The sequence below is a fragment of the Tsukamurella spumae genome, from assembly GCF_012396015.1.
Lineage (GTDB): Bacteria > Actinomycetota > Actinomycetes > Mycobacteriales > Mycobacteriaceae > Tsukamurella > Tsukamurella spumae.
The window spans coordinates 92,436-116,085 of the sequence record NZ_JAAXOQ010000011.1 but is presented as its reverse complement, the minus strand read 5'-3'; the positions used below and the strand labels follow the sequence as shown (position 1 = coordinate 116,085).

Sequence of the window (23,650 nt, the reverse complement as noted above, 5' to 3'; positions counted from 1 at the left end):
CCGCCCCGATGAACACCGTTCGTGCCTGCCGGCACGGACGGATCGGGGCGGCGCTGCGCGTTCACCGGGACCCCGGAGGCGAGGAGCGCGCGGTTCCGGCCGATCAGCGCACGCGGAGGCGCACGCCCGGCGGCAGCACCGCCCGCGCCGCGAGGAGCCGGTGCGGTGCCACGCCGCGCAGCACCACGGTGACCGGCTCGGTCGTCAGGAGCTCCGTCTCGTGGGAGGTGAATCCGGCGCTCGCGAGGGCACCCTGCAGCTCGGCGGGCGAGATCCACCCGCCCGGTACGGCGATCCGGTCGGCGGCGATCGGCTTCTTCGGGATCGTCGCGAAGGGGTGGAAGGGCGACGCCAGGGACACCGTCAGCAGCGCGGTCAACGCCTCGACGTGCCCCCGGGCCCGCTCCGGCGTGTACAGCTCCGGATGGAAGGCTCCCTCGACCACGAGCTCGTCGTCCGGACCCGGCCAGATGTTGAACAGGCAGTCCTCCACCGGCCCCCACGCCCCCACGTCGACGGTCCAGCCCTCGTGACGCACGTACGGCAGGACATTGACCGCCGGACCGTACAGCCGGCCGGTACGCCACGCAGCCGGCAACGCCGTCAGCAGCTCCTCGGGACGCTCGCCGTCGGCGACCCGCTTCCCCGCGGCCGTCAGCCATCGGTTCACCCGACCGCCCAGGGCTGCGGGCGTCGAATCGGCGAGCACCTCGAGCCGCATCGGTACCACCGCCATCCACTGCACGGGCGTGGCCCGCTGCGCGGGGGTGCGGCGCAGCGCCAACACCACCCCGATCCGGGCGTCGGTCGTACCCAGGTACCGCGCGGTGTACGCGCCGACGGTGCCCACCGCCTCGCTCGGCCACGCCGCCCGGTCGTGCAGGCCCGGAACCCGGATGCTCTCGCGGTACAGCAGCGGTCGCTCCGCCTGTGGGGCCGCACGGGGGGTGAAGGCGATCTCGCGGCCCGGCTGCCCGACGCCGTCTGTGGCCCCCGACCAGAACGTCAGATCCGGTAGGCGCGCCGGCGCGACCTGCGCGGCGACCTCCTCGAGACTCCCGAGCCCGACATGCGGCAGCGGGAGCCCCGCGACCTCGCGCGGGTAGCGCTGCAGGACCCGTCGCGCCAGGAGCTCGAGCCCGTAGCCGTCGAGTACCGCGTGGTGAGCGCGGACCACGAACACGTGATCGGTGCCGACCCGGACGACGGCGATGCCGACCAGCGCGGCACCGTCGGGCGACGGGACCGGGGCGGCGCGCCAGGCGCGGTACTCGCTCTCGGTGTCGAAGGCGCGGACGTCGATCGCTGAACGCGGGGCCGGGACGAAGCCGACGACACCGTCGGCCCCGTGACGCGCACCGAGCCCGGCGACCTCCGTCTCGTCCAGGGCGCCCGCGGCGGCGCGTACCAACGCATGCTCGTCGACCCGCTCGGAGGTGCGCCAGGCCGCCTCGATCCGGAGCGCGGCCGACCCCGGGTTCTGCGCCTCCAGACGCAGCATCGCGAGCTGGGACGGGAGCGGTTGCACCCCGGACACCCTACTCGCGCGGGGTGTCGTACTGCTGACGTTGTAGTCCCGGTACCGGGGTGACCTAGTATGCGATCGACAGACCGACACCGAGATGATCCGAGCAGCGCATGACCACGATCGGAGTCCCCCCGGGCAGCGGCCGCCGCACACGCCGCCACACGTGGGTGCTCGCGATCCTCGACTTCGTCGTCCTGGTGGCCTTCGTGTTCGTGACCGACCTGATCCGCGGCGTGCCCGTCCCGCCGCCGGCGCGGGTCGTGCTGGCGGGCGCGGTCACGGTGGCCGTGTTGTACCTGTTCGGGCTGTACCGGTCGCGGATCACGCTGAGCGCGCTCGACACCGCGCCGCAACTGATCATCGCGGGCCTGTTGCTCTGGCCGTTCGCCGTCCTCGCGCTGTGGGACCACGACCGCGCGCGCTTCGTCCAAGCGGGCCTGTGCTTCCTCACACTGTTCGCCCTGCGCATCGTCTACTACTGGACGGTGCGGCGCGGCCGCGAGCGCCGCCCCGAACGCGGATCGCGCACGCTCGTGATCGGCGGCGGCAAGGTCGCCGGCGAACTGGTGAACTCGATGTTCGAGTATCCGGTGTACGGGCTGCGGCCCGCGCTCGTGATGGACGACGATCCGCTGGACGCCACGGCCTTCCCCGTCGAGGTGATCCCGCGCCGCTCCGACCTCGCGGCGCTGATTCTCGAGCGCGAGATCGACACCGTCATCGTCGCGTACTCCCGCGACCGCGATTCGACACTGGTCGAGCCGCTGCGCGAGTGCGACCACCTGGACTGCGAGATCTACGTGGTGCCCCGGCTCTACGAGTTCGTGCACCAGGACCGCGACATGGACCGGATCCACACGACGCCGCTCGTCCTGGTGCGCCGACTCGCCCTGCGCACCAGCCACTGGCGGATCAAGCGCGTCACCTCCCTGGCCACATCGCTGCTGGGCCTCGTGTTGTTCTCGCCGCTGCTCGTCGCGGTCGCGGTCGCGATCAAGGTCCAGGAGCCGGCCGCGCCCATCCTCTTCCGGCAGACGCGCGTCGGGCAGGACGGCCGGCTGTTCTCGCTGTACAAGTTCCGCACCATGCGCCCCGTGCCGGACGAGGAGTCGGACCGCGCCTGGACGGACGAGTCGCTCCGCATCACCCGGCTCGGCCGTTGCCTGCGCCGGCACTCGATCGACGAGTTGCCGCAGCTGTGGAACGTGGTGCGCGGCGACATGTCGGTGGTGGGCCCGCGCCCGGAGCGGCCGCACTTCGTCGACCGGTTCGGCCAGGAGATCCCGGCCTACCAGTCGCGCCATCGGGTCAAGGTGGGCCTGACCGGATGGGCCGCGATCCACGGGCTGCGCGGCGACACGGACATCAAGGATCGCGCGTCCTACGACAACTACTACATCGAGAACTGGAGCCTCTGGCTCGACGCGAAGATCGTGCTCATGTCGGTGGGCACGGTGCTCTTCGGCCGCGGCGGCGGTTAGTCCGTACGCGAGTGCGGCGCGCCGGCCTCGTCCAGCTCGGCGAGCACGACCGCAGCGGCGTGGCAGTCGGTGTGCGTGAGGGAGACCTCGACCCGGTGCCAGCCCGCTCGCCGTGCGCGCTCCGCGAGGCCGCCGTGCAGGCGCACCTCGGGTCCGTGCGCGCCGCCGACCACCTCGATCTCACGGGGCGGCGCGGCGTCGTCGGGACCGAGCCGCAGCGCTTTGATCACCGCTTCCTTGGCCGCCCAGCGCGCCGCGAGCCGCCGCGGATCGCCCGCGCAGTCCGCGACCTCGGCCGGGGTGAAGACGCGGTCCGTGAAGCGGGTGCCGAAGCTCGCCAGCGAGTCCTCGATGTCGGCGACCGCCGCGAGATCGATCCCGACGCGGTTCATCCGGCGACCCCGTCGACGATCTCGCGCATCCGCATCCGGAACATCGACGCCGAGTAGAGCTCCGCGTGGGCGCGCAACAGCGCCGGGTCGAAGTCCTCGCGCCGGAAGTCCCGGATCGCGCCCGCGAGCGCGGCGACGAAGTCCCCGTGGGCCCCGTCGGGCACGAGGACCCCGGAGGTTCCGGGCACGACGGTGTCGAGGGCCCCGCCCGCGGCGCGGGCGATGACGGGCGTCCCCGCCGCCATGGCCTCCACCGGCACGATGCCGAAGTCCTCCTCGGCGGGCATGATCGTCGCGATCGCGTCGCGCTGCAGGTGCACCATCTCGGCGTCGCTGACCCGGCCGAGGAAGGTGGTCTCCGGACCGGCGAGCCCGCGCAGGGCCGCGTCGTGGCGTCCCTCGCCGGCCACGACCAGCCGCACACCCGCACGCTGCGCCGCACGGATCGCGAGATCGACGCGGCGGGCGGGGACGAGCCTGCCCGCGACCAGGAAGTACCCGCCGGGCGCGGCACCGTCGGGCGTGAACCGGTCGACGTCGACGGGCGGCGCGACCACCCGCGCGGGCACGCCCCACCAGCGTTCGATCCGGCGGGCGACCGCCGTCGAGTTCGCGACCACCACGGACAGGTGCGGTACCGCCGCGGCCTCGACGGCGCGGGTCCGGGCGGCGAGGGCGGCCAGGGCCAGGCGTCCGACGGGGCCGTGCGACTCCGCGGAGCGCTGCTCGGGCATCCAGGCCCACCGGGCCGGCGAGTGGACATAGGCGATCACCGGCACGCCGGACCACGCGCGCGCCGCGGAGACGCCGACGGCGTGATGGCTGATGACCACCGCGTCGACGCCGGCATCGGCGGGGTGTCGGCCCCAGGCGGCCGGGGCCAGCGGGATGAGCGGCGCGTGCGCGCGGCGCCCCAGGGCGCGGTGCACGCGATCCAGGCGGGTGACCGCCATCCGGTCGCGCAGCCCCGGCGGGACGGTCCGCGGGTCGGCGAAGGCGACGTGGACGAGGGCGTCGGGCCATTCCTCGGCGAGCGCGCGGACGACCTGCTCCGAGCCGCCCTGTTCCGTCCACCGTTCATGGACGACCGCGATGCGGGTCATCGGCGCTCAGCCGCCGAGTCGGCGGACCGTGGCGACGATCGAGTCCAATGTGCCGAATGTGTTCTTGCTCATGTCTGAATCTGGGAACTCGATCGCGAATCGATCTTCGATCGCCAGCATCACATTCACGGCAGCGTGCGAGGTGAGCCCCAGTGCATACAGATCGTCACCACCCGCAACGTCCGACATCGCCCTGGCCAGCCTTCCGTGCCGGGCCACGATCTCCCGGATCGGCTCTTCCACACGGTCTCCTCACCTGCGGCGCACCCGCAGCCCCGGAGGGTGCGCATCCGCTTTGCGTTCACGACATGTGCGCCGCCGCCGTACACCCTAGCCTGGTAGCGTGTTGCAGTGACAACAGTTCCACCGCCGGAGATGAGGCCGAATGACCCGGGCCGCGACAGCACGTGTAGTCGACTTTACTGACCTGTACCGCCGTCAGCAGGAATTCCGCACGTCCCTCTTCGACGCGGGGCTCCTCATCCCCACGGGAGTCGACGGCGTGTACGGCCACGGCGCCGGCTTCACGGAGCTGACCTCCGCGATCGACGCGCTCGTCGCCGCCGCGGTCCGCGAGGTGCACGGCGGGGCCGCCACCGTCCTGTCCTTCCCCCCTGTGATGCCGCGCGAGGTCATCGATCGCACCGACTACATCGCGTCGTTCCCACACCTCGCGGGCGTGGTGTCCACCTACCCCGGGGGCGATGCGGAGCACCGTCTGCTCCTCGCGGGGCGCGCCGCCGGCCACGACTGGGGCGGGCACTTCCGCGCGAGCGACGTGGCCCTGGTGCCGTCGGCCTGCCACTGCGTCTACCCCACCCTCACCGGCGAACTGCCGCGGGACGGCGCGTGGATCGACGTCTCCGGCCACTGCTACCGCAGGGAGCCCTCGATCGACCCGGCGCGCATGCAGTCCTTCCGGATGCGGGAGATCGTGCGGGTCGGCTCCGACCGCGCCGCCGTCGCGCACCGCGACACCTGGGCCGCGCGCGCGGCCGATCTGCTCGCCGAGCTGGACCTGCGGGTCCAGCGCGCGCCCGCGACCGATCCGTTCTTCGGGCGCGGGGGCCGCATGCTCGCGGCCAGCCAGTCCGCGGGCAACCTCAAGACCGAGCTGATCGTCCCCCTCTACGGCGACGACCTGCCGGGGGTCGCCGTGGCGTCGAGCAACTACCACCGCGATCATTTCGGGGTGCACTTCGACATCACCACCGTGGACGGCGCGCCCGCCCACAGCGCCTGCTTGGGCTTCGGGATCGAGCGGATCGCGCTCGCACTGCTCGCCGCGCACGGCCTGGACCGCCGGTCCTGGCCGAACGCCGTGAACGCGCAGCTGTGACCGGGCCGGCCATCCACCTCACCGGGACGCAGTGGCCGTCCGTCGCGCCCGGCGGACTCCCCCGCTACTTCGCGGGCCTGTTCGGCGCGCTGCGACGCCGCGCGGACCTGGAGGTCTCGGCGGCCGCCTTCGGCGCGCCCGAGGCCGGCGGCACCTCGTGGGGTCCCGATGCCGGGTCGACGCTCACACGGGTACGGGCGTCGCGACGTCCGGCACCGTCGGGCACCCGCGTCCTCGACCGGCACTTCGCGCTGTTCGGCCCCGCGCCGCACGACGCCCGGCTGGTCACGCACTTCCACGGCCCGTGGGCGCTGGAGAGCGCCGCCGCGGGCGAGGGGCGAGTCGCGGTCGCGCTCAAGGCCCTGATCGAGCGCGCCCGGTACCGCGGCAGCGACCGTTTCGTGGTGCTCTCGCAGGCCTTCGCCGATGTCCTCGTCGAGCGCTACGGCGCCGACCGCGGGCTCGTCGCGGTCATCCCGCCGGGGGTCGACCTTGAGCGGTTCCCCGCGGCCGCCGTGCCCGACGGTCCGCCCCGCGTGCTCTGCGTGCGCCGGCTCGAGCGCCGGATGGGCATCGACGTCCTGCTCGACGCGTGGCGCGGCGTCCGCGCGCGCCATCCCCTGGCGCGGCTCGACGTGGTCGGCGACGGCCCCTTGGGGCGGGAGCTCACCGAACGCACAGCGGAGCTCGGGATTGCGGATACGGTGACCCTCGTGGGTCCGATCGACGACGCCGAGCTGGCGCGCAGGTACGCCGCGGCGACGGTCACCGTCGTCCCCTCGCGATCGTGGGAGGGCTTCGGCCTGGTCGCGCTCGAATCGCTCGCCGCCGGCCGCGCGCCCGTGGTGACCGACATCGGCGGGCTGCCGGACGCGGTCCGGGGCCTCGAGCCCGATCTGGTGGTCCCCGCCACCGACGCGGAGGCGCTCGCGCACCGTCTGGTCGCGGCGCTCGACGGGGACCGTCCGGGCGTGGCCGCCTGTCGCGCGTACGCGGAGCGGTTCGGCTGGGCCACCGCCGCGGAACGCCACGCCGACCTGTACCGGGCGGTGGCCGCATGAGCGCCCGGCGTCCGGTCTTCCTGGGCCACACCGCAGCACCGTCGGGTGCGGAACTGGCTTTCGCCCGGCTCGCCGGCGAGCTGCGGCGCCGGGGCGTTCCCGCGTCGGTGGTGCTGCTCGCCGCGGGTCCGCTCACCGACGTCCTGGAGGCCGACGGCGTGCCCGTGACGGTGGTCCGGGGCCGGTCGGCGAAGGTCCGCCGGGGCTCCGGGCCGCTCGCGGTGGCCCGCGGCGCCGTCGGGATGCTGCGCGACGGTCGGCGGCTCGCGCCGCTGCTGCGCGCCTACGACGCCGACGTGCTGGTCGCGCAGTCGACCAGATCGCTGCTCGTCGGGGCGGTCGCCGCGCGCCGCGCCGGTGTCCCGCTCGTCTGGCAGGTCCACGACCGGGTGAGCGCGGAGTACTTCGGCGGCAAGCGATTCCCCCTCCGAGTGCTGGGCCGGATCGCGGCCGCGGGCTACCTCGCGAACTCGCGCGGGACGCTCGCCACGATCTCGACCGGCGGCAGCCCGACCGCGGTGTGTCCGCCCGGCGTCGACATGACGACCGTCCCCGCGCCGGCTCCGCAGCGATCGCCGAAGGACGTCCGGATCGCCATGATCGCGCGGATCACGCCCTGGAAGGGGCAGGACCTGGTGCTGCGCGCCCTGGCCCAGATGGAGTCCGCCCCGCGGGTGCGATTCGTCGGCGGTGCGCACTTCGACGGCGACGACGCCTACCTCGCCGAACTCGAGGAACTCGTCGGGCGCCTCGGGCTCACCGACCGGGTCGAGTTCACCGGCCACGTGCCGGACCCGCTCGCCGAGGCCGCCGCGGCCGATGTCGTGGTGCACTACTCACGGCTCACCGAGCCCTTCGGGCAGGTCGTGGCCGAGGCGATGGCCGCCGGGCGCGTCGTGGTCGCGGCGGGTGCGGGCGGCCCCACCGAGCTGATCGACGATGGACGCAACGGTGTGCTGGTCCCGCCCCGTCGGCCGGACCTGCTGGCCGTGGCGCTCGACACGCTCATCGAGGACTGGGAGCAACGCGAGCAGCTCGCCGCCGCCGCGGCGGACCGCGGCCGGGACCTGGACCTGAAGACCTCCGCAGCGATCGCGGACTCCCTGCTGGCGCGGGTGGCCCGGGACGGACGATGACCCCGGTCCGGCTCCGCGGGTCCGCGGGCGTGCTGCGCGATGTCGCGCTGGTCTCGGCGGGCCGGTACGGCCAGTACGTGATCACGCTGGTGACGATCCCGCTGTGTGCGCGGGTGCTCGGACCGGCGGGTATGGGGCTGCTCGCCGTCGCCATGTCGACCTACTTCCTGGGTGCCCTGTTCACCGACCTGGGCATCACCGCGTTCACCGCGGCGCGCGTCGGAAGGCCCGGCCTCGACCGACTGCGCGGCGATTACGCCGGGCTGCGGTGCGCCGCCCTCGGCGTGTTCGCGGCATTGTTCGCGCTGACCGTCGTACTACCGGTGCCGCGGGGCGTCGAGATGGCCGCGCTGGGGCTCGTCGTCGGGTCGGTGAGCGCGTCCGGCGAGGACTGGGTGCTCATCGGCGCGCAGCGCTTCGGCGCCGTCGTGCTGCAGCAGACCGCGGGGCGCGTGGTCTACCTGGTGCTGCTGGTGACGATCCTGCCGCGGGTACGGACGCCGGAGGCGGCAATGGCCTGCCTGCTGGCCGGAGGAGTGGTCGCGGTCGCGTGGTCCTGGGCGCGCACCGTCCGCGACTACGGGCGGCCCGCGAGGCCCCGGCCGCCGGTGGCCCTGTTGCGCACCGGAGCGCCCGTCCTCGCCGCCCGGCTGCTCTCCTCGACCTACGGGCCGAGCGCCGCGACCGTCTTCTCCCCCGCTCTGAGCCCCCACTCGCTCGGCCTGTTCAGCGCGAGCGACCGACCCGTGCATGCCGCGGGGTCGCTGTTGGACGCGGTGGGCATGAGCCTGCTCCCCCGCCTCGCCCGGCGCGCGGACGGCGAGTTCTGGGCGGTCGCCCGCCGGACGGTCGTCGTGGTCGCGGCCGGTGGCGTCGGTCTCGCGGCCGCCGCCACCGTGCTCGCCCCGTGGGCGGTGCCCCTCGTCTTCGGTGCGGCGTTTGACGATGCCGTTCCCCTCCTCCAGGTGCAGGCCTGGGCGCTGCCGGGCCTGGCCGTCGCGTCCTTCGTGGCCACGGCCGTGCTGCCGGTACGCGACGACGCGCGGGGCGTGCTGCTGGTCGGCGCGGTCGGTGCCGTCGTCATCGCGGTCGCCCTGCTCGTGGCGATGCGCACGCACGACCCGCTCACGGTGGTGCTCGGGGTGGTCGCGGCGCAGACCGCCGCGGCGGGGTTCTCGGTGCTGCGGGTCCGGCGGCTCGAGTCGGCGGGCGCAGCCGCATGAGGATCCTGTTCGCCGGCGACGACTGGTACGGCAGCAACGCCCGCTCCCTCGCGAACGGCTTCCGCGCGGCGGGACACGAGGTGGACGTCGTCGACACCACACCGGTCACCCTGCCGCGGCGCCTGTCCCCCGCCTGGTGGTTCGCCAAGCGGACCGGGCAACGCGCGCCCGGCACCGTCGACGCCGTGCACCGCGCGCTGGAGTCCCGGCCCACTCCCGACCTGCTGTTCTGCTACACGGCGGTCCATCTGGACCAGGAGCGGCTGCTCGCGCTGCCCGCGGCGCGGCGCGTGCACTACAGCGCCGACGACGTGTCCAATCCCGTCAACACCACCCCCGCGTACCTCGCGGGCGAGCCCGGATGGGACGCGATCGTGACGACCAAGGCGCACAACGTGCCCGAGCTCCTCGCGCGCGGCGCGCGGCGGGTCGTCCACGTCCTCAGCGCGTACGACCCGGCCTGGCACCGTCCGGTCCCGCCGCGGACGGCCCGACGGTACGCCGCGGGCTTCGTCGGCAACGCCCGCCCGGACCGCGCGGAATTGCTGACCGGCCTGGCCCGCGCGTACGGCGAGGACTTCTACCTGGCCGGGAACGGCTGGCGTCGCCGGCTCGGCCTGCGCTCGGGGCGCGCGACGGTGCGCGGTCCGCAGTACGGCACCGACCTGTCGGCGGCGATCGCGGCGATCGGCGCCAACCTGGTATTGCTCAACTCCGACAACCGGGACACGCACACCTGCCGCACGTTCGAGGTGCCGGCGGCGGGCGGGCTGTTCGTGGGACCGCGTACCGGCGAGCACGCGGAGTTGCTCGCCGACGGCCGGGAGGCGCTGCTCTACGACGACCCCGCGGAGATCGACGACATCGTCGCGCGGGTGGTCGCCGACCCCGCCGCCGCCGCGCGGATCGCCGCCGCCGGACACGCCGCGATCACCCGCGGCGGGCACACTTACGAGGACCGGGCAAGGGAGATCATCGATGCACTCGACTGAGATCCGCACCTACTTCGGCCCCGAGGCGGCGCCCCTCTACGGTGCGGTGCACCTGCCCGCATCGCGGTCGGTCCGCGGGGCGGTGCTGATCGTGCCGCCGCTGGCGAAGGAGCAACACGACGCGCTGCGCGGCCTACGACGGCTGGCGGACCTGCTCGCCGAGGACGGCCTCGTCGTGCTGCGTTTCGACTACGCCGGGACCGGCGATTCCGCCGGCGACGCCGGCCGCGCCGACGCCGTCACGACCTGGATCGACTCGATCCGCACCGCCGACGCGTACCTGCGCGCGCTCGGCGTGGGCGCACCCGCGGTCGTGGCGCTCCGCGCCGGGGCCGCGCTCGCGGGTGCCGCCGGGCTCGCACCGCCCGCCGCGGTGCTGTGGGACCCGATCGGGGGCCGGGCCTTCGCCCGGTCCCGGACGGCGCTGGCGCACATGGCGGTCGGCGCGGGACCGGGAACCTGGATCGGTCTGGACGTACACGCGGACGCCGTCGCCGGCCTCTCGCGGCTACCCGCGGACGCGCTGACCGCGCCGCGCACGCTCGTCGCGGCCCGGCCCGACGCGGAGCCGGTCGGCGCCGCGGACGCCGACCGCCTCACCGTCCACGGCATGGCCGAGTTCATCGAGGCCTCGACGCACCTGGTCCGGATCCCCGATCGCGGCCTCGACGACATCGCCGCCTGGCTGTCCGCGGCGCTGCCGGACCGTGCACCGGTCACCGTCGACCCCGAGATCCGCACCCGGGCGCGCCTCGGCCGCGTGGAGGAGCGCATCGAGGACATCGACGGCGCGACCGCGGTACGGACCCTCCCGGCGCAGGGCGCCGCCACCGGCTCCGTGGTGCTGTGCGCCACGGCGAACGACACCCGGCACGGTCCGAACCGCGCGTGGGTCGCGCTGGCACGGGAGGTCGCCGCGCTGGGCGGCGAGGCCGTGCGGTTCGACCGTCGCGGTGCCGGCGAGTCGGGACCCGTCTCCGCCGGCGAGGTCGTGCCCCTCTTCCCCGCGACGGGCATCGACGACGCGGTCGCCGCGGCGCACAGCTGCACGGGGCCGCTGCTCACCGCCGGGCTGTGCTCGGGGTCGTGGTTCGCGGCGCACGCCGCGCGCGCCGTCCGGGCCGACGCGACGGTCCTGGTCAACTCCGTGCTGTACTCCTGGCGGCTCAAGGCCGCGATCGCCGAGGACCCCGCGGAGGACCTCGGGACGCCCCGGTCGGACCCCGCGTTCGCGCACAGTGCGCGCGGGCGGCTCAAACACCTGCTCCGGCGCCGCCTCCCGTACCCGGGCTGGCGCTACCTCGGCCGACGGGGCGTCACCCAGGTCCCCGAGGTGCTGCTGCGGCCCGTCGTCGACGGGGGCACGGACACGGTGCTGGTGCTCTCGCCACCGGACGCCGGCTGGTTCGACGATCAGCGCGGCCCCGAGGGCATCGATTCCCTCGCGCGCCGACGGTCCGCCGGCTCGGTCCGGACGGTCCGCATCCCCACCGGTGACCACCCCGGACACCACCCCGAGGTGCGACGGGTCGTTGCAACCGCGATACTGGACTGGTGCAGGCAGCGGTGAGCGGACAGCGGCGCTTGCGCCGCGTCCTCCCGGCCGTGGTCGCGCTCGTACTGGTGGTCACCGTCGGGATCACCGTGGACCGCGCGTACGTGCAGCCCCAGGTCGACCGGTCGCTCCAGCATGCGGACGCGATCGTGGTGCTCGGCGGCAACCCCTACGACCGGTTCGAGTACGGGCTCCGGCTCGCCGAGCAGGGCCTCGCGTCCCAGGTCGTGCTGTCCAACTCGGTCGGTGAGGACGACAGCCGGATGCACGATCTGTGCGCGCGGCAGATCGCGGGTGTCGACGTCATGTGCTTCTTGCCCAAGCCGTGGACCACCCGCGGAGAGGCACAGGAGATCAAGCGGCTCGCTCAGCTCCGGGGCTGGACCGACATCATCGTGGTCACGACCACCGCGCACGTCGAGCGCGCCCGGTTCATCCTGGAGCGCTGTTACGGCGCCGCCCTGCAGATGACCGACTTCCCCGAACGGCGCGGCCCCGTCGAGACGGTGTTCGGCTGGGGGTACCAGAGCGCGGGCTGGCTCAAGGCTCTGTACCAGCAGGGTTGTTAGCGCGCGTCGCGCAGTAGGCGAGGGCGCCGGCCGCGAGCACGACGATGCCGCCCACGACCGACTCCCTGGGCAGCGACAGCGCCACGAGGAGGCATCCGACGAGGCCCGAGCCGGGCACGATCCGGGCCCGCACCGAGGGGTCGAGCGTCCAGGCCGAGGCGTTCGCGATGGCGTAGTACCCGAGCACCGCGAACGAGGAGAAGCCGATCGCCGCGCGCAGATCGACGGTGGCGGCGGCGACCGCGACGACGGCGCCCACCGCCAGCTCGGCGCGCACCGGCACCCGGCGCTTCTCGTCGACCACGGCGAGCGCCCGGGGCAGGTGCCCGTCGCGCGCCATGGCGAGCGAGGTGCGGGACACGCCGAGGATCAACGCGAGCAGCGACCCGAGGGCCGCGACCGCGGCGGCGACCGTGACCACGGGCACGGGGAACCCGGCGGCGCGGGCGGCGTCCGCGACCGGCGCGGCCGACCGCGCGAGCCCGTCCACTCCGAGGACCGCGACCAGCGCGAGGCCGACCAGGGCGTACACCGCCAGCGCGGTACCGAGCGCGACGAAGATCGCCCGGGGCAGCGTGCGCGCGGGGTCCCGGACCTCCTCGCCCAGGGTGGCGATCCGGGCGTAGCCCGCGAACGCGAAGAACAGCAGCCCCGCCGCCTGGAGCACCCCGAACGGTCCCGCAGCGACGCCCTCGACGGCCCGGGCCGGGTCCGCACCGTCCGCGGTGAGAGCAACGGCCACGAAGGCGACGAGCACCGCGAGTACGCCGGCGACGACGAGGCGGGCCATACGCGCCGAGCGTTCGACCCCGGCGATGTTGAGCGCGGTCAGGGCGACCACCGCGGCGACCGCGACGGCGTGCGCGTGCCGCGGCCAGGCGTAGTGGCCCACCGTCAGGGCCATCGCGGCGCACGACGCCGACTTCCCGACCACGAAGCTCCACCCGGCGAGGTGACCCCAGAACGGGCCGAGTCGGATCCGGCCGTAGACATAGGTCCCGCCGGACTGCGGGTACAGCGCGGCCAGCCGCGCGGAACTGCTCGCATTGCAGTACGCGAGGGCTGCGGCCACCGCGAGCCCGGCGAACAACGCGGACCCGGCGGCCGCGGCGGCGGGCCCGAAGGCCACGAAGACACCGGCGCCGACCATCGCCGACAGGCCCACGGCGACGGCGTCGCCGAGGCCCAGCGTGCGCCGAAGAGCCGGGCCGGTCACCCGTTCTCGGCGCGCGATGCGAGCCGATCGAGCGACGCCGCCAGCCGGTCGGCTGTGGTCGCCCGGGCGCGCGGCAGACGCTGCTCGTCGTGCAGCTGCGTCCAGTCGTAGGTGTGCGTGACGCGCGTGCCGCCGTCCTCCAGCGGCTCGAGCTCCCAGCGCCAGAGGTGCCCCGGCGCCGGTTCGCCGACGGGCGCGGGCCGCCACGCGACGAGGCGCCCCTCGGCGAACTCGACGATGTGATTCTCCCGCACGTGACCATTGGTGAGAAGGGTGCGGAACACATCGCCCGTCGCACGGACGCGCTGGCCGGGAGCGGACTCCGCGAGGTTGTCGTTGCCGTCCCACTCGGGCTGACGCGACGGGTCGGCGATGAACTCGAACAGGATGTCCGCCGGGGCCGCGATGTCGCGGGAGGCGGAGACGATGCGGGTTTCTTCCGATGCGCTCACGCCTGCCATCGAACCAGGTCCATCCGCATCGTGCCGAGTGTTGCGATCACGGTGCGACGAAGCCACCGCGCCACGGACGGGCCGCTGTGGCGGACGCCGCACGGGCGAGCGTCCGGTGCCCGCCCACCACAGTTTATTCTCGGGTGTATGAAAGCTGTCGTGGTCAACGAAGGCAACCTCACCGTCGAGGAGGTCCCCTCGCCCAGCCCCGCCCGCGGCCAGGTGCTGCTCGATGTCACCCGGACCGGGATCTGCGGATCCGACCTGCACGCCCGCCACCACGCCGACCTCGTCGCCGATCTCGCGGCCAAGGCGGGGTACGACGACTGCATGCGCACCGACCAGCACATCGTCATGGGACACGAGTTCGTCGGTACCGTCGCCGAGTACGGCCCCGGTACCCGCAAGCGCTGGCCCGTGGGCACGCGCGTGGTGTCCCTGCCGACCGTCATGGTGGGCAGCGAGCCGCAGCTCGTCGGGCTCTCCGAACGCGCCCCCGGCTCGTATGCGGAGCAGGTCCTGGTCCAGGAGTCGATGACGATGCCCGTGCCGGACAAGCTGTCCGACGAGGAGGCCGCACTCACCGAGCCGATGGCCGTCGCGTGGCACGCGGTGCGCCGCGCCGAGGTCGGCCGCGGCCGAACCGCGATCGTGATCGGCTGCGGCCCCATCGGGCTGGCCGTGATCTCCATGCTCCGCGCGTCGGGCGTGAAGAAGATCATCGCGAGCGACTTCTCCCCCGGCCGCCGCGCCCTCGCGAAGCAGATGGGCGCCCACGTGGTGGTCGACCCCCGCGAACAGCAGCCGTGGGAGGCCTACAAGCAGCCCCGCAACGAGATCCGCAGGGCGAGCGACCTGTTCAAGCTGGGCGTGAGCACCATGGACAAGCTGACGCTCGTCCCCGGGCCGGTGCCGTGGTGGCACGTCTTCCGCCTGGCGGACCGAATCGGCGAGACCCCGTCGGGTCCCGTGGTCTTCGAGTGCGTCGGCGTGCCCGGCATGATCAACTCGATCATCGAGGCCGCGCCGCTGCGCACCCGCGTGGTCGTGGTGGGCGTGTGCATGGAGCCCGACCAAATCATGCCCGCCCTGGCCGGGAACAAGGAGATCGAGCTTCGGTTCGCCTTCGGCTATGACCCGGGCGAGTTCCACGACACCCTGCACATGATGGCCGACGGCAAGGTGAACGTGAAGCCGCTGGTCACAGGTACCGTCGGCCTTGCGGGCGTGGAGGCCGCCTTCGAGGCGCTCGGCGATCCCGAGGTGCACGCGAAGATCCTCATCGACCCGTCGAGCACGGTCGCGGCGCCCTGACCCGCGCTCCGCTGCGGGTCGCCGCGTTCAATGTCAACGGGATCCGAGCTTCCCGCCGGCGGGGCTTCGACGCGTGGCTCGCGGGACGCGGGCCGGACATCGTCGCGCTGCAGGAACTGCGCTGCCCGCCGGACGCGGTCGGCGAGTTCCCCGGCTATCACGCCGCCGTGGACTGCGGCTCCGTCCCCGGGCGCAACGGCGTCGCGATCCTGACGCGGGAAGCACCGTCGGCCGTACGGACCTGGGACTCGCATCCGCCGCGCGCCCGGGGACTGCGTGAGTTCGCCCATGAGGGCCGGTACGTGGAGGTGGATCTGCCGGGCCTGACGGTGGCCTGCCTGTACCTGCCCAAGGGCGGCGTTCCCGCCCACCTGCAGCGGCCCGGGAACATGCGGGACAAGCCCGACGGGGGCGCGAAGTTCGAGCGCAAGATGCGGTTCCTCGACGCGTTCGCGCGGGAGCTGGGTCGCCAACGCCGGGCGGCGCAGGCGGCGGGTCGCGAGTTCCTGCTGCTCGGCGACCTGAACCTGGCGCACCTGCCCCACGACGTGACGAACTGGCGGCCCGCGCAGAAGATGGAGGGCTTCCTCCCCGAGGAACGCGCGTGGCTCGACGCGCAGATCGGCCCGCGGACGCTGGTCGACGTGGTGCGCTCCCTGCACGGCGACCGACCGGGGCCGCTGTCCTGGTGGAGCTGGGCGGGCGAGTCCTTCACCAAGGACGTCGGCTGGCGGATCGACCACCACCTCGCGACACCGCGACTGGCCCGGACGGCGCTGTCGGTCACGGTAGACAAGGAACCCTCTCCGGATCAGCGGTTGTCGGATCACGCTCCGGTCGTCGTGGAGTACGCCTTCCCCTGACTCGCGCCGGCAGCACCAGCGCGCCCCGCGGCCAGCGCGGCCGCGGTGATCGTCAGCAACGCACCGAGGATCAGTGCGGACCCCTCGCCCTGGGCGAGCACGTGCAGCTGTTCGCCGACGGTGACCGCGGCGACCGGGACGCCGATCTGGGCCGCGGCGAGCACGCCGAGCGGCGCGGGCTGCCCGATGACCCGCATCACGACGTGCGCGGCGATCGCCCCGAGTCCCAGCGCCAGCCCGACCACGATGAACTTCGGGTGCGCGACCAGGTCCCGCAGGTCGATGCGGGCCCCCAGCCAGACGAAGAAGAGCGGCGCGAAGAAGCCCTCCTCGATGGCGAAGAGCTGCTTGGCGACGCGGCGGGGCTCACCGACCGCGGCTACGGCCAGGCCCATCGCGAAGCCGGCGAGCATCACGGAGACATGCATTCTCGTCGCGACGGCCGCGAGCAGGAACAGCCCCACGAGGCTCACCCGGAGCTCGACGGCGAACCGTCGTTCCTCCGATACCCGGTGCACCCGCTTGCGCCACCCGCGCTCCTCGGTCAGCCGCATCAGCAGGTACAGCACCACGGCCGCGGCACCCACCGCGAGGGCGCCGACCGCGGCCCGCCCCGCCGTCGACGGATCGATCACCAGCGGCAGGGCCACGACGCAGACGGTGTCCGCGATCGCCACCTGCGCCGTGAGCGCGAGGATCGGCTTTCCGGTGAGCCCGGCGGAGTCGATGATGGGCAGCACCACGGCCGCCGACGACGAGGCCATGAGCACGGCGTACAGCGACGCGTGGCCCGTGCCGAAGGCGGCCGCGAGCCCGGTCCCGAACACCGCCGCGACGACGCCGACGATCACCGCCCGGAGGGCACCGGCCCCGAGGGCGGACCGCACCGCCGGATCCCGCACCGGGACATGGGTGCCCGCGACGAACATCACGAGGGCGAAGCCGATGTCGGCGAGGAAGGTGAAGGTCGGGTCCGACGCGTCCAGAACGCGCAATCCCGTCGCCCCGAAGGCGACGCCCGCCACGACCGGCCCGACGATCACGGGGATGTGCCAGGACGAGCGCAACGCCAGCACGGGTCCCAGCAGCCCCAGCGCGGTGACCAGCGCGAGCGTCGAGAAGGTGAAGGTCATGGGAGGAAGTTACTCCTGCCGGACCGCCCGGAACGCCCGCAGCTCGCGGGCCGTGGCCGATTTCCGAAGAAGGTCCTCTTCTTCGTCGTCGAGCACGCAGACGATGCCCGACGGGAAGGTGCCGTCGGCGACGAGTTCGGCCTTGGCCCGGCGCATCGCGCCGAGCAGCGCGTACCCGTACCGGGCGTGGGCGGCGTCCCAGTCCTCCTCGCCGAGGCCCTCGACGAGCCGCTCCAGCCGGTCCTGCCACGCGTCCAGCGGTGCCCGGCGCGCCCAGCCCCGATCGGATCGGGGCCACGCGGGCGGGTCCCAGAGCTCGTGCGGCGGAACGGATTCGACGGTGCCCAGCGCCGGATGCGGAAGCAGGATCGGCCCGGCGCGCTCGGCGTAGAAGACGGTCAGCACGTAGGCGTAGGGCAGCTCGCCGTCGGCCTGGTACACCAGTGCCCGGGCGACGGTGCGCAACTCGTCGGCCACGACGTCCTCGAAGCCGAACCAGTCGAAGTCGGGCGCACCGGCTCCCGGGGTCACCGCTTGACGACGTGCAGGTCGGCGAGCGTGGTGAAGCAGTCCGCGGCCATGGTCAGGTCCGCCTCGGCGAGCAGCGAACGCACCACGTGTTCGACGCCCTCCTGACCGCCGATGGTCAGGCCGTGGACATAGGGCCGCCCGATGCCCGCCAGGGTCGCGCCGAGGCCGACGACGCGCAGGATGTCGACGCCGTCGCGGATGCCGCTGTCGAAGGTGACGGGCAGGCCCGCGTCGAGAACGCCCTCGAGGTGGCTGATCGCGGGCAGGCCGCCGTTCGACTGGCGGCCGCCGTGGTTGGAGCAGGCGATCGCGTCGACGCCCTCGGCCGCCGCCCGCCGGGCGTCCTCGGCGTGGCAGATGCCCTTGAGGATGATCGGCAGGTCGGTGCTGCGGCGGATCCGGGCCACGTCGTCCCAGGAGAAGGTCGGCTTGCTGAACAGCGACGACCACACGATCCCGGCGTGCAGCGGCGGCGGGGCGTCCACCCCGCAGAGCTCGATGAATCGCGGATCGCTGAGGTAGTTGGCGAGGCACCGCCCGCGCAGGAACGGGATGTAGCCGTTGCGGAGGTCGCGGGGGCGCCAGCCGAGGCTGCCGGTGTCCAGCGTGATGGTCAGCGCGTCGAAGCCCGCCTTGTCGGCGCGGCGCACCAGGTTGTCGGTGAGCCGGTCGTCCTTCGTCGGGTACAGCTGGAACGCCGCGAAGGAGTCGCCCCGCGCGTCGGCGACCTCCTCGAGCGTCGCCTCGGCGAGGGTGGAGTACATCGCCGCCACACCGAGGGCGTCGGCGGCGCGGGCCACCGCGAGATCGCCGCCCTCGTGCACCAGTCCGTTCACGCCGACGGGGCACAGGACCACCGGGGCCTCGAGCTCCGCGCCGAGGAAGGTCGTCGAGAGGTCGCGCACGCTGCGGTCACGGAGCATCCGCGGGACGAATCCGTAGCGCCGCAGCTCGGTGACGTTGACGTCCTGGGTGGTCTCGTCGCCGGCGCCGCCGCGCACGTAGTCGAAGGTCTCGGAGTCGAGCACCTGCTGCGCGCGGGCCTCGAGGTCGTCGAAGGTGTACGGGAAGCGGCGGTGCTTCGCGAGCAGCCCCTCTGCGTAGACGCCGTCCTGGAAACCACCGAAGTCCGCCATGGAGGGACCGTAGCAGTGCCGGTCAGGGAGCGGTCAGGAACTCCAGGGCCTCGACGGTGGCCTTCGGCTCCTGCAGGTGGTAGCCGTGCCGCATGCCGGGGTACACGCGCAGCCGCGCGCCGTCGATCCCGTCCCGCAGGATCGAGGCGTTCTCGGCGAGGCACATGCGGTCCTCGGCGCCGTGCAGGATCAGCGTGGGCGCCTCGATCCACGGGAGGGCCTCGGCGGCGTCGTGGTCGGTGCTGGCCGCGAAGTGGGCGCGCTGCGCGGGCAGTGACCTGGGCCGGGCGAGGATCGCCGCGGCCGCCTCGGGGTGCTCGTCGAGCCACCCGGGGGTGAAGAAGAGCTCGAGCAGGGCGCGTCGGTCCGAGCGGACCAGGATGCGGAGCACCTCGCTGGGGCGTGCCACGCCGTGGGCGTCGCCGACGGTGGTGGCACCGAGGATCAACCGGCGCACCCGGTCGGGATGGTCCGCGGCGAGCCACTGGCCCGCGCGGCCTCCCATGGAGAATCCGTAGACGTCCACCCGGTCGCCGATCGCACCGGCGGCGCGCGCCGCGTCGAGCACCGCGAGGGCGTCCTCGGCGCAGTCCCGGGTGCTCCAGCGCCGCGGGAACGCGTCGTCGCTCTCGCCGATGCCCCGGTGGTCGAAGGTGACGACCGGCCCGGCGGCCCGGAACGCGTCGGCCACCGGATCCCACGACGATCCCGCGAGCGCCTGCCCGGCGAACAGGAGCACCCCGGGCCCCGTGGCGCCCGGCGCCGCGGGGCGGATGGTGTAGGCGAGCCGGGCACCGTCGGGCAGCGTGGCGTGAGGCATGCGGCCAACACTAGGACGTCACATCGCGGCAACGCCGCCGACGGTCCCGCGCCGGGATCGCCTAGAATCACCTCCCGTGTCTGTTCACATCTTCTACGGTTCCTCGACCGGCACCGCCGAGGGCGCCGCGAACGCCATGTTCGACGTGTTCGCCAAGGCCGGCTCCGTCGAGCTGCACGACATGATGGACGGCGAGATCGACGCGCTGGATCCCGCGGACTTCCACGTGTTCTCGTGCGCCACCTACGGCGAGGGCGAGCTGCCCGCCGGTTCGACCGAGTTCTTCGAGGAGCTGCTCGAGGCCGCTCCCGACCTCTCGGGGCTGCGGTTCGCCGTGTTCGGCCTGGGTGATTCGATCTACGTCGACACCTACAACGCCGCCGGCAAGACCATCGTCAAGAACCTGACCGGCCTCGGCGCGACGCAGGTGGGCGACCGCTTCGAGCACGACAACTCCGGCACCGACGACGTGGACGAGAAGGCCGTCGAGTGGGCCGAGAAGATCGTCGACCAGATCTGATCTCCCCCGAGAGGGACGCACCCTGACAGTCGAACGCCGCCGCGGAGCGCAGGTATCCGCGGCGGCGTTCTTTTCGTCGGTGGGTGCTACTGGGGCACGGTCAGCGTCGGCGGGGTCGTGTTCACGCCCGCGCACGCCTCGCACACGGAGGCCGGGATCACGCCGCGGCGCTGCAGGAAGCCGAAGGCGATGCAGCCCAGGCACAGGCCGAGTGCCGACTCGAGCAGCGCGGCGACGACCAGCAGGCCGAGCACGATCTGCGCCGCGAGGTGGTTCCCCGTCACGAAGAGCACCAGCGCGACGGTCGAGAAGACGAGGCCGATGGTCTGCGCGAACCGCTTCGGCGGGCCGGGCACGAGTTTGGCCGGGCCGAGCCGAGGGGCGAGCACGTGCACCGAGAGCCTGCCGAACGGCGAATACCGGGGACCGCCCGCGACGCGCAGCGCGAACCCGACGGCCAGCGCGGCGTACAGCCACCACTGCCCGGCGATGATCGTGACCACCGCGAGGACGACCACGAGGGCCGCGGTCGCGCGGGCCGCGTACTCGTTGACGGGGTTCGGGAAGGAGAAGAGACCACTCACGCCGCCGAGACTATCGCCGGGCGCCGGCCGCGCCCAGAGTTGCGCTCGGGATGATTCTCATCCCCCGGCCAGCCGCAGGAGCAGCGGGATCGAGCCCCGGAGCTGCGCGACCTCGTCCGCGGTGAGGTGCGTGCCGCCGGCGTCCACGAGCCACGCGTCCTGCGCGGCATCACGGGCGTGGAGTACGGCGCGCCCGCGATCGGTGAGGGCGACGGGCCGCCGCCGCCCGTCGGAACCGTCGGCGTCGCCCTGCAGGAAGCCCCGCCGCCGCAGGCCGGCGATCGCGGCGGACACGTTCGAGCGCTTCATGTCCAGGCGGTCGCCGATCGCCGTCGGGAAGGCCGCGGGGCCCAGCGCCTCGACGGTGGTGAGGACGAACAGCTCGGAGCCGCGCAGCCCGGCGGCGGGCAGCCGCCGCAGTCGTTCCTCCAGCAGACCCACCGCGAGGCGCAGCGCCTCGGCATCGCCGGGCTTCACCGGCGCACTACTCGTCGTCGACGGTGCCCGGCCGCTCCGCCGGTGCCACGGGCTCGGCCGCTTCCCCGGCGCCGACTGCGGGGGCGCCACCGTCGAGCAGCTTCGACAGGTCGATCCCCTGCGCGCGCAGTGCCGCGACGATCGACGCGATGGACTGTGCGGACAGGCCCAGCAGTCCCCCGGTGGCGTCGTTGCTCCCGCCGCCGATGATGTTGATGCTGTCGATCGCGGCGGTGGCCTCCGACTGGGCGCGGACCGCGCCCTCGATCGTGGCAAGCACCTGCGGCACCAGCAGCAGTCGCGCGGCGTCCGAGTTGTACTGGTTGAAGGCCTCGGCCTGGGCCTGCTTACCCGCCGCGTCGGCGCGCAGCTCGGCCTCGAGCGCCTCGGCCGCGGACTTGCGGGCCGTCGCCTTCGATTCGCCCTCGAGCCGGATCGACTCGGCGTGCACCTCGGCCTGCGCGAGCTTGCCGGCCGCGTCGGCGCGCAGCTCGGCCTCGACGGCGGCCGCGGCCGACTTGCGGGCATCGGCGGCCGACTCGCCGTCGAGCCGGGTCGAGTTGGCGCGGGCCTCGGCGGTGAGGATCGCGGACTGCCGCTCACCCTCGGCCCGGGTGATCGCGGCCTGGCGCTGCGCCTCGGCGGGCGCGATGACGTCGGCCTCCAGCGCCGCCTCAGCCTGCGCGCGACGCTTGCGCTCGACCTCGGTGCGCGCCTCGATGCGGGCCGCCTCGGCCTCCTCGAGCGCGATGCCGACGTTCTTCTCCGCCCTCGCCTTGGCCAGCGGCCCGGCCTGGTCGGCCTCCGCGTTCTGCGCCTCGGTCTGGGCACGGAGCTGGGCGACGCGCACGTCCCGGCTCTGCTGGGCCTCGGCGATCGCGGTCTCCGCCTCGGTCTGGGCGATCTCGCCCGCCCGGCGGGCGTCGGCGGAGCGGATCAGGGAGTCGCGCTCGGCCTCGGCCTTACCGATGTCGGCGTCGCGCTTGACCTCGGCGATGCGCTTCTGGCCGAGCGACTCGAGGTAGCCGTTGCGGTCCTCGATGCCGGCGATCTTGAGGATGTCGACCTCCATGCCGATGCGCGCGAGGTCGCCCCCGGCCTCCTCGACGACGCCGCGCGCGAGGGCTTCGCGGTTGCTGTTGAGGTGCTCGACGGTCATCGTGGCCGCGATCCCGCGCAGGCTGCCGGCCAGGATCTCGTTGATCTGGTTCTCCAGCTCGGCCATGTTCGCGGTGAGGAAGCGCTGCGCCGCGGTGCGGGTCATCTCGTCGGTGGTGCCGATGCGGACGAGGCCCACGGCCTGCAGTTCGACGGGCACACCGTCGATGCTCCGGGCGTTGCTGAGCGCGATGCGCACCTCGAACGGACGCAGGGGCATGTAGTCGACGCGCTCGAGTCCCGGCATCTTGAACCGGGCACCGCCGCGGACGACCTTCATCTCCCCGCGCCCGGTGAAAATGGCCACCTGGTCCGGCGGGGACTTGATGTAGTTGTGGAAGAAGATCCACATCGCCAACAGGATCACGATCACCGCGGCACCGGCCGCGATCAGGATCATCACCATCTCGTTCCCTCCTGAATCCTTCTGCGTTCGTTCGTGAGGCGCGCCGGCGGCGACGCATCAGTCCTGCGTGTCGAGCGGCTGCACCACGAGCCGGTCACCGTCGACATCGACGATGAGGACCGATTGACCCGGGCGCGCGGACGCCCCCGGGTCGACGAGGACGGCGTTGGTGACGGCGCGCACCGACTCCGAGTCCAGGTAGCGCACCTGCCCCCAGCCGCCCGCGGGGATCTCCATGCTCAGCTCGCCGATGGTGCCGATCGCCGCACGGAGCCCGGCGACGGTGCCGGCCTGGGAGCGACGCATCGCCCGGAGCACCAGCATGAGCACGCCGTAGGCGAGGACGCCCGCGCCCGCGGCCACGATCACCACTGCGGCCATCGGCACCGAGGTTCCGGCGGACAGCGGCCACCCGACGACGCCGAACACCCCGACGGCCGCCGCGAGGGCGGGCGCGCTGAGCCAGGGCAGACCGGCGTCGGCGTGCGGGCCGCCGATATCGGTGCCCCCGATGTCGATGTCCCCCAGGACGAGTGACGCGACCAGGACGAGCACGCCGACCACGGCACAGACTGCGAAAACGGTAACCACGGGCGCCTCCTCTGCGCTCGGATCTCCTGATTGCAGTATAGCAAACAATGCGTACGAGGCGTTCGCTACG

At 73.6% G+C, this 23,650-nt stretch carries 25 protein-coding genes; 11 read left to right on the top strand and 14 right to left on the bottom strand.

Annotated elements, in window-relative coordinates:
- Positions 1 to 103: 103 nt before the first annotated feature.
- Positions 104 to 1,528 carry a condensation domain-containing protein gene (locus HF999_RS10380; RefSeq protein WP_168545794.1) on the bottom strand — a complete coding sequence of 475 codons (1,425 nt, stop codon included), beginning with the start codon at positions 1,526 to 1,528 and terminating at the stop codon, positions 104 to 106.
- Between the two features lie 110 nt (positions 1,529 to 1,638).
- Between HF999_RS10380 and HF999_RS10375 the strand changes: the two genes are divergently transcribed.
- A complete protein-coding gene (locus HF999_RS10375; RefSeq protein ID WP_168545793.1) occupies positions 1,639 to 3,009 on the top strand; it encodes a sugar transferase in 1,371 nt (456 codons plus the stop codon).
- Here the strand turns inward: HF999_RS10375 and HF999_RS10370 are convergent.
- From HF999_RS10370 to HF999_RS10360, 3 genes are read right to left on the bottom strand one after another with little or no spacing between them, the layout of a single operon-like run.
- A complete protein-coding gene (locus HF999_RS10370; RefSeq protein WP_168545792.1) occupies positions 3,006 to 3,401 on the bottom strand; it encodes a holo-ACP synthase in 396 nt (131 codons plus the stop codon). The two genes, HF999_RS10375 and HF999_RS10370, sit on opposite strands and share 4 nt — an antisense overlap.
- Positions 3,398 to 4,504, bottom strand: coding sequence for a glycosyltransferase (locus HF999_RS10365; RefSeq protein WP_168545791.1), 1,107 nt, complete (start codon positions 4,502 to 4,504; stop codon positions 3,398 to 3,400). Before HF999_RS10365 ends, HF999_RS10370 begins: the two co-directional genes overlap by 4 nt.
- 6 nt (positions 4,505 to 4,510) lie before the next feature.
- Positions 4,511 to 4,747, bottom strand: coding sequence for an acyl carrier protein (locus tag HF999_RS10360; protein ID WP_168545790.1), 237 nt, complete (start codon positions 4,745 to 4,747; stop codon positions 4,511 to 4,513).
- 142 nt (positions 4,748 to 4,889) lie between these two features.
- Here HF999_RS10360 and HF999_RS10355 point away from each other — a divergent pair, with 142 nt between their 5' ends.
- The 7 genes from HF999_RS10355 to HF999_RS10325 are packed head-to-tail and all read left to right on the top strand — an operon-like array spanning position 4,890 to position 12,379.
- Positions 4,890 to 5,843, top strand: a complete 954-nt coding sequence (locus HF999_RS10355) for an amino acid--[acyl-carrier-protein] ligase (protein WP_168545789.1) — start codon at positions 4,890 to 4,892, stop codon at positions 5,841 to 5,843.
- Between the two features lie 11 nt (positions 5,844 to 5,854).
- Complete coding sequence (locus HF999_RS10350) at positions 5,855 to 6,904, top strand: glycosyltransferase family 4 protein (protein WP_168545837.1); 1,050 nt, start codon at positions 5,855 to 5,857, stop codon at positions 6,902 to 6,904.
- Positions 6,901 to 8,040 (top strand): glycosyltransferase family 4 protein, encoded by a 1,140-nt coding sequence (locus HF999_RS10345; protein WP_168545788.1) that lies wholly within the window; start codon positions 6,901 to 6,903, stop codon positions 8,038 to 8,040. The genes HF999_RS10350 and HF999_RS10345 overlap by 4 nt, the downstream gene beginning before the upstream one ends.
- Positions 8,037 to 9,263 (top strand): lipopolysaccharide biosynthesis protein, encoded by a 1,227-nt coding sequence (locus HF999_RS10340; RefSeq protein ID WP_246207575.1) that lies wholly within the window; start codon positions 8,037 to 8,039, stop codon positions 9,261 to 9,263. The genes HF999_RS10345 and HF999_RS10340 overlap by 4 nt, the downstream gene beginning before the upstream one ends.
- Positions 9,260 to 10,255: a CgeB family protein gene (locus HF999_RS10335; protein WP_168545787.1), complete on the top strand. Its 996-nt coding sequence runs from the start codon at positions 9,260 to 9,262 to the stop codon at positions 10,253 to 10,255. Before HF999_RS10340 ends, HF999_RS10335 begins: the two co-directional genes overlap by 4 nt.
- Positions 10,242 to 11,825 carry an alpha/beta hydrolase family protein gene (locus HF999_RS10330; RefSeq protein ID WP_168545786.1) on the top strand — a complete coding sequence of 528 codons (1,584 nt, stop codon included), beginning with the start codon at positions 10,242 to 10,244 and terminating at the stop codon, positions 11,823 to 11,825. Before HF999_RS10335 ends, HF999_RS10330 begins: the two co-directional genes overlap by 14 nt.
- Positions 11,810 to 12,379, top strand: a complete 570-nt coding sequence (locus HF999_RS10325) for a YdcF family protein (protein ID WP_168545785.1) — start codon at positions 11,810 to 11,812, stop codon at positions 12,377 to 12,379. The genes HF999_RS10330 and HF999_RS10325 overlap by 16 nt, the downstream gene beginning before the upstream one ends.
- Here the strand turns inward: HF999_RS10325 and HF999_RS10320 are convergent.
- Both HF999_RS10320 and HF999_RS10315 read right to left on the bottom strand, forming a co-directional pair.
- The gene (locus HF999_RS10320) at positions 12,351 to 13,529 is read right to left on the bottom strand and encodes an APC family permease (protein ID WP_168545835.1); all 1,179 of its coding nucleotides are present in this window, start codon (positions 13,527 to 13,529) and stop codon (positions 12,351 to 12,353) included. The two genes, HF999_RS10325 and HF999_RS10320, sit on opposite strands and share 29 nt — an antisense overlap.
- Before the next feature lie 62 nt (positions 13,530 to 13,591).
- Positions 13,592 to 14,047, bottom strand: coding sequence for an SRPBCC family protein (locus tag HF999_RS10315; RefSeq protein WP_376766485.1), 456 nt, complete (start codon positions 14,045 to 14,047; stop codon positions 13,592 to 13,594).
- A gap of 147 nt (positions 14,048 to 14,194) precedes the next feature.
- On the opposite strand from HF999_RS10315, the gene HF999_RS10310 reads away from it, so the two are divergent.
- The gene (locus HF999_RS10310) at positions 14,195 to 15,361 is read left to right on the top strand and encodes a zinc-binding dehydrogenase (RefSeq protein WP_168545783.1); all 1,167 of its coding nucleotides are present in this window, start codon (positions 14,195 to 14,197) and stop codon (positions 15,359 to 15,361) included.
- Between the two features lie 11 nt (positions 15,362 to 15,372).
- The gene (locus HF999_RS10305) at positions 15,373 to 16,224 is read left to right on the top strand and encodes an exodeoxyribonuclease III (RefSeq protein WP_168545834.1); all 852 of its coding nucleotides are present in this window, start codon (positions 15,373 to 15,375) and stop codon (positions 16,222 to 16,224) included.
- Here HF999_RS10305 and HF999_RS10300 read toward each other — a convergent pair.
- The 4 genes from HF999_RS10300 to HF999_RS10285 are packed head-to-tail and all read right to left on the bottom strand — an operon-like array spanning position 16,188 to position 19,844.
- Complete coding sequence (locus tag HF999_RS10300; RefSeq protein WP_168545782.1) at positions 16,188 to 17,357, bottom strand: cation:proton antiporter; 1,170 nt, start codon at positions 17,355 to 17,357, stop codon at positions 16,188 to 16,190. The genes HF999_RS10305 and HF999_RS10300 overlap by 37 nt on opposite strands.
- A gap of 9 nt (positions 17,358 to 17,366) precedes the next feature.
- Positions 17,367 to 17,888, bottom strand: coding sequence for a hypothetical protein (locus HF999_RS10295; protein WP_168545781.1), 522 nt, complete (start codon positions 17,886 to 17,888; stop codon positions 17,367 to 17,369).
- Entirely contained in the window at positions 17,885 to 19,024 is a 1,140-nt protein-coding gene (locus HF999_RS10290; protein WP_168545780.1) for an alpha-hydroxy-acid oxidizing protein, read from the bottom strand. The genes HF999_RS10295 and HF999_RS10290 overlap by 4 nt, the downstream gene beginning before the upstream one ends.
- 22 nt (positions 19,025 to 19,046) lie before the next feature.
- Positions 19,047 to 19,844, bottom strand: a complete 798-nt coding sequence (locus tag HF999_RS10285; protein ID WP_168545779.1) for an alpha/beta fold hydrolase — start codon at positions 19,842 to 19,844, stop codon at positions 19,047 to 19,049.
- Between the two features lie 76 nt (positions 19,845 to 19,920).
- Here HF999_RS10285 and HF999_RS10280 point away from each other — a divergent pair, with 76 nt between their 5' ends.
- Positions 19,921 to 20,364, top strand: coding sequence for a flavodoxin domain-containing protein (locus tag HF999_RS10280; protein ID WP_168545778.1), 444 nt, complete (start codon positions 19,921 to 19,923; stop codon positions 20,362 to 20,364).
- Between the two features lie 86 nt (positions 20,365 to 20,450).
- Here the strand turns inward: HF999_RS10280 and HF999_RS10275 are convergent, their stop codons facing one another.
- From HF999_RS10275 to HF999_RS22970, 4 genes are read right to left on the bottom strand one after another with little or no spacing between them, the layout of a single operon-like run.
- Positions 20,451 to 20,948 carry a DUF4395 domain-containing protein gene (locus HF999_RS10275; RefSeq protein WP_168545777.1) on the bottom strand — a complete coding sequence of 166 codons (498 nt, stop codon included), beginning with the start codon at positions 20,946 to 20,948 and terminating at the stop codon, positions 20,451 to 20,453.
- A 57-nt stretch (positions 20,949 to 21,005) separates the two neighbouring features.
- The gene (locus tag HF999_RS10270; protein WP_168545776.1) at positions 21,006 to 21,425 is read right to left on the bottom strand and encodes a MarR family winged helix-turn-helix transcriptional regulator; all 420 of its coding nucleotides are present in this window, start codon (positions 21,423 to 21,425) and stop codon (positions 21,006 to 21,008) included.
- A 7-nt stretch (positions 21,426 to 21,432) separates the two neighbouring features.
- Positions 21,433 to 22,989, bottom strand: a complete 1,557-nt coding sequence (locus HF999_RS10265) for a flotillin family protein (RefSeq protein WP_246207573.1) — start codon at positions 22,987 to 22,989, stop codon at positions 21,433 to 21,435.
- Positions 22,990 to 23,046: 57 nt separating this feature from the next.
- Positions 23,047 to 23,580 (bottom strand): NfeD family membrane protein, encoded by a 534-nt coding sequence (locus HF999_RS22970; protein WP_168545775.1) that lies wholly within the window; start codon positions 23,578 to 23,580, stop codon positions 23,047 to 23,049.
- Between the last annotated feature and the right edge of the window lie 70 nt (positions 23,581 to 23,650).

Excerpts from the sequence above, each read along its gene's own strand:
- HF999_RS10320 (WP_168545835.1), bottom strand. The coding sequence starts at position 13,529 with ATGGTCGGCGCCGGTGTCTTCGTGGCCTTCGGGCCCGCCGCCGCGGCC.
- HF999_RS10285 (WP_168545779.1), bottom strand. The coding sequence starts at position 19,844 with ATGCCTCACGCCACGCTGCCCGACGGTGCCCGGCTCGCCTACACCATC.
- HF999_RS10300 (WP_168545782.1), bottom strand. The coding sequence starts at position 17,357 with ATGACCTTCACCTTCTCGACGCTCGCGCTGGTCACCGCGCTGGGGCTG.
- HF999_RS10370 (WP_168545792.1), bottom strand. The coding sequence starts at position 3,401 with ATGAACCGCGTCGGGATCGATCTCGCGGCGGTCGCCGACATCGAGGAC.
- HF999_RS10335 (WP_168545787.1), top strand. The coding sequence starts at position 9,260 with ATGAGGATCCTGTTCGCCGGCGACGACTGGTACGGCAGCAACGCCCGC.
- HF999_RS10330 (WP_168545786.1), top strand. The coding sequence starts at position 10,242 with ATGCACTCGACTGAGATCCGCACCTACTTCGGCCCCGAGGCGGCGCCC.
- HF999_RS10340 (WP_246207575.1), top strand. The coding sequence starts at position 8,037 with ATGACCCCGGTCCGGCTCCGCGGGTCCGCGGGCGTGCTGCGCGATGTC.
- HF999_RS10365 (WP_168545791.1), bottom strand. The coding sequence starts at position 4,504 with ATGACCCGCATCGCGGTCGTCCATGAACGGTGGACGGAACAGGGCGGC.
- HF999_RS10345 (WP_168545788.1), top strand. The coding sequence starts at position 6,901 with ATGAGCGCCCGGCGTCCGGTCTTCCTGGGCCACACCGCAGCACCGTCG.
- HF999_RS10310 (WP_168545783.1), top strand. The coding sequence starts at position 14,195 with ATGAAAGCTGTCGTGGTCAACGAAGGCAACCTCACCGTCGAGGAGGTC.
- HF999_RS10265 (WP_246207573.1), bottom strand. The coding sequence starts at position 22,989 with ATGGTGATGATCCTGATCGCGGCCGGTGCCGCGGTGATCGTGATCCTG.
- HF999_RS10375 (WP_168545793.1), top strand. The coding sequence starts at position 1,639 with ATGACCACGATCGGAGTCCCCCCGGGCAGCGGCCGCCGCACACGCCGC.
- HF999_RS10355 (WP_168545789.1), top strand. The coding sequence starts at position 4,890 with ATGACCCGGGCCGCGACAGCACGTGTAGTCGACTTTACTGACCTGTAC.
- HF999_RS10290 (WP_168545780.1), bottom strand. The coding sequence starts at position 19,024 with ATGGCGGACTTCGGTGGTTTCCAGGACGGCGTCTACGCAGAGGGGCTG.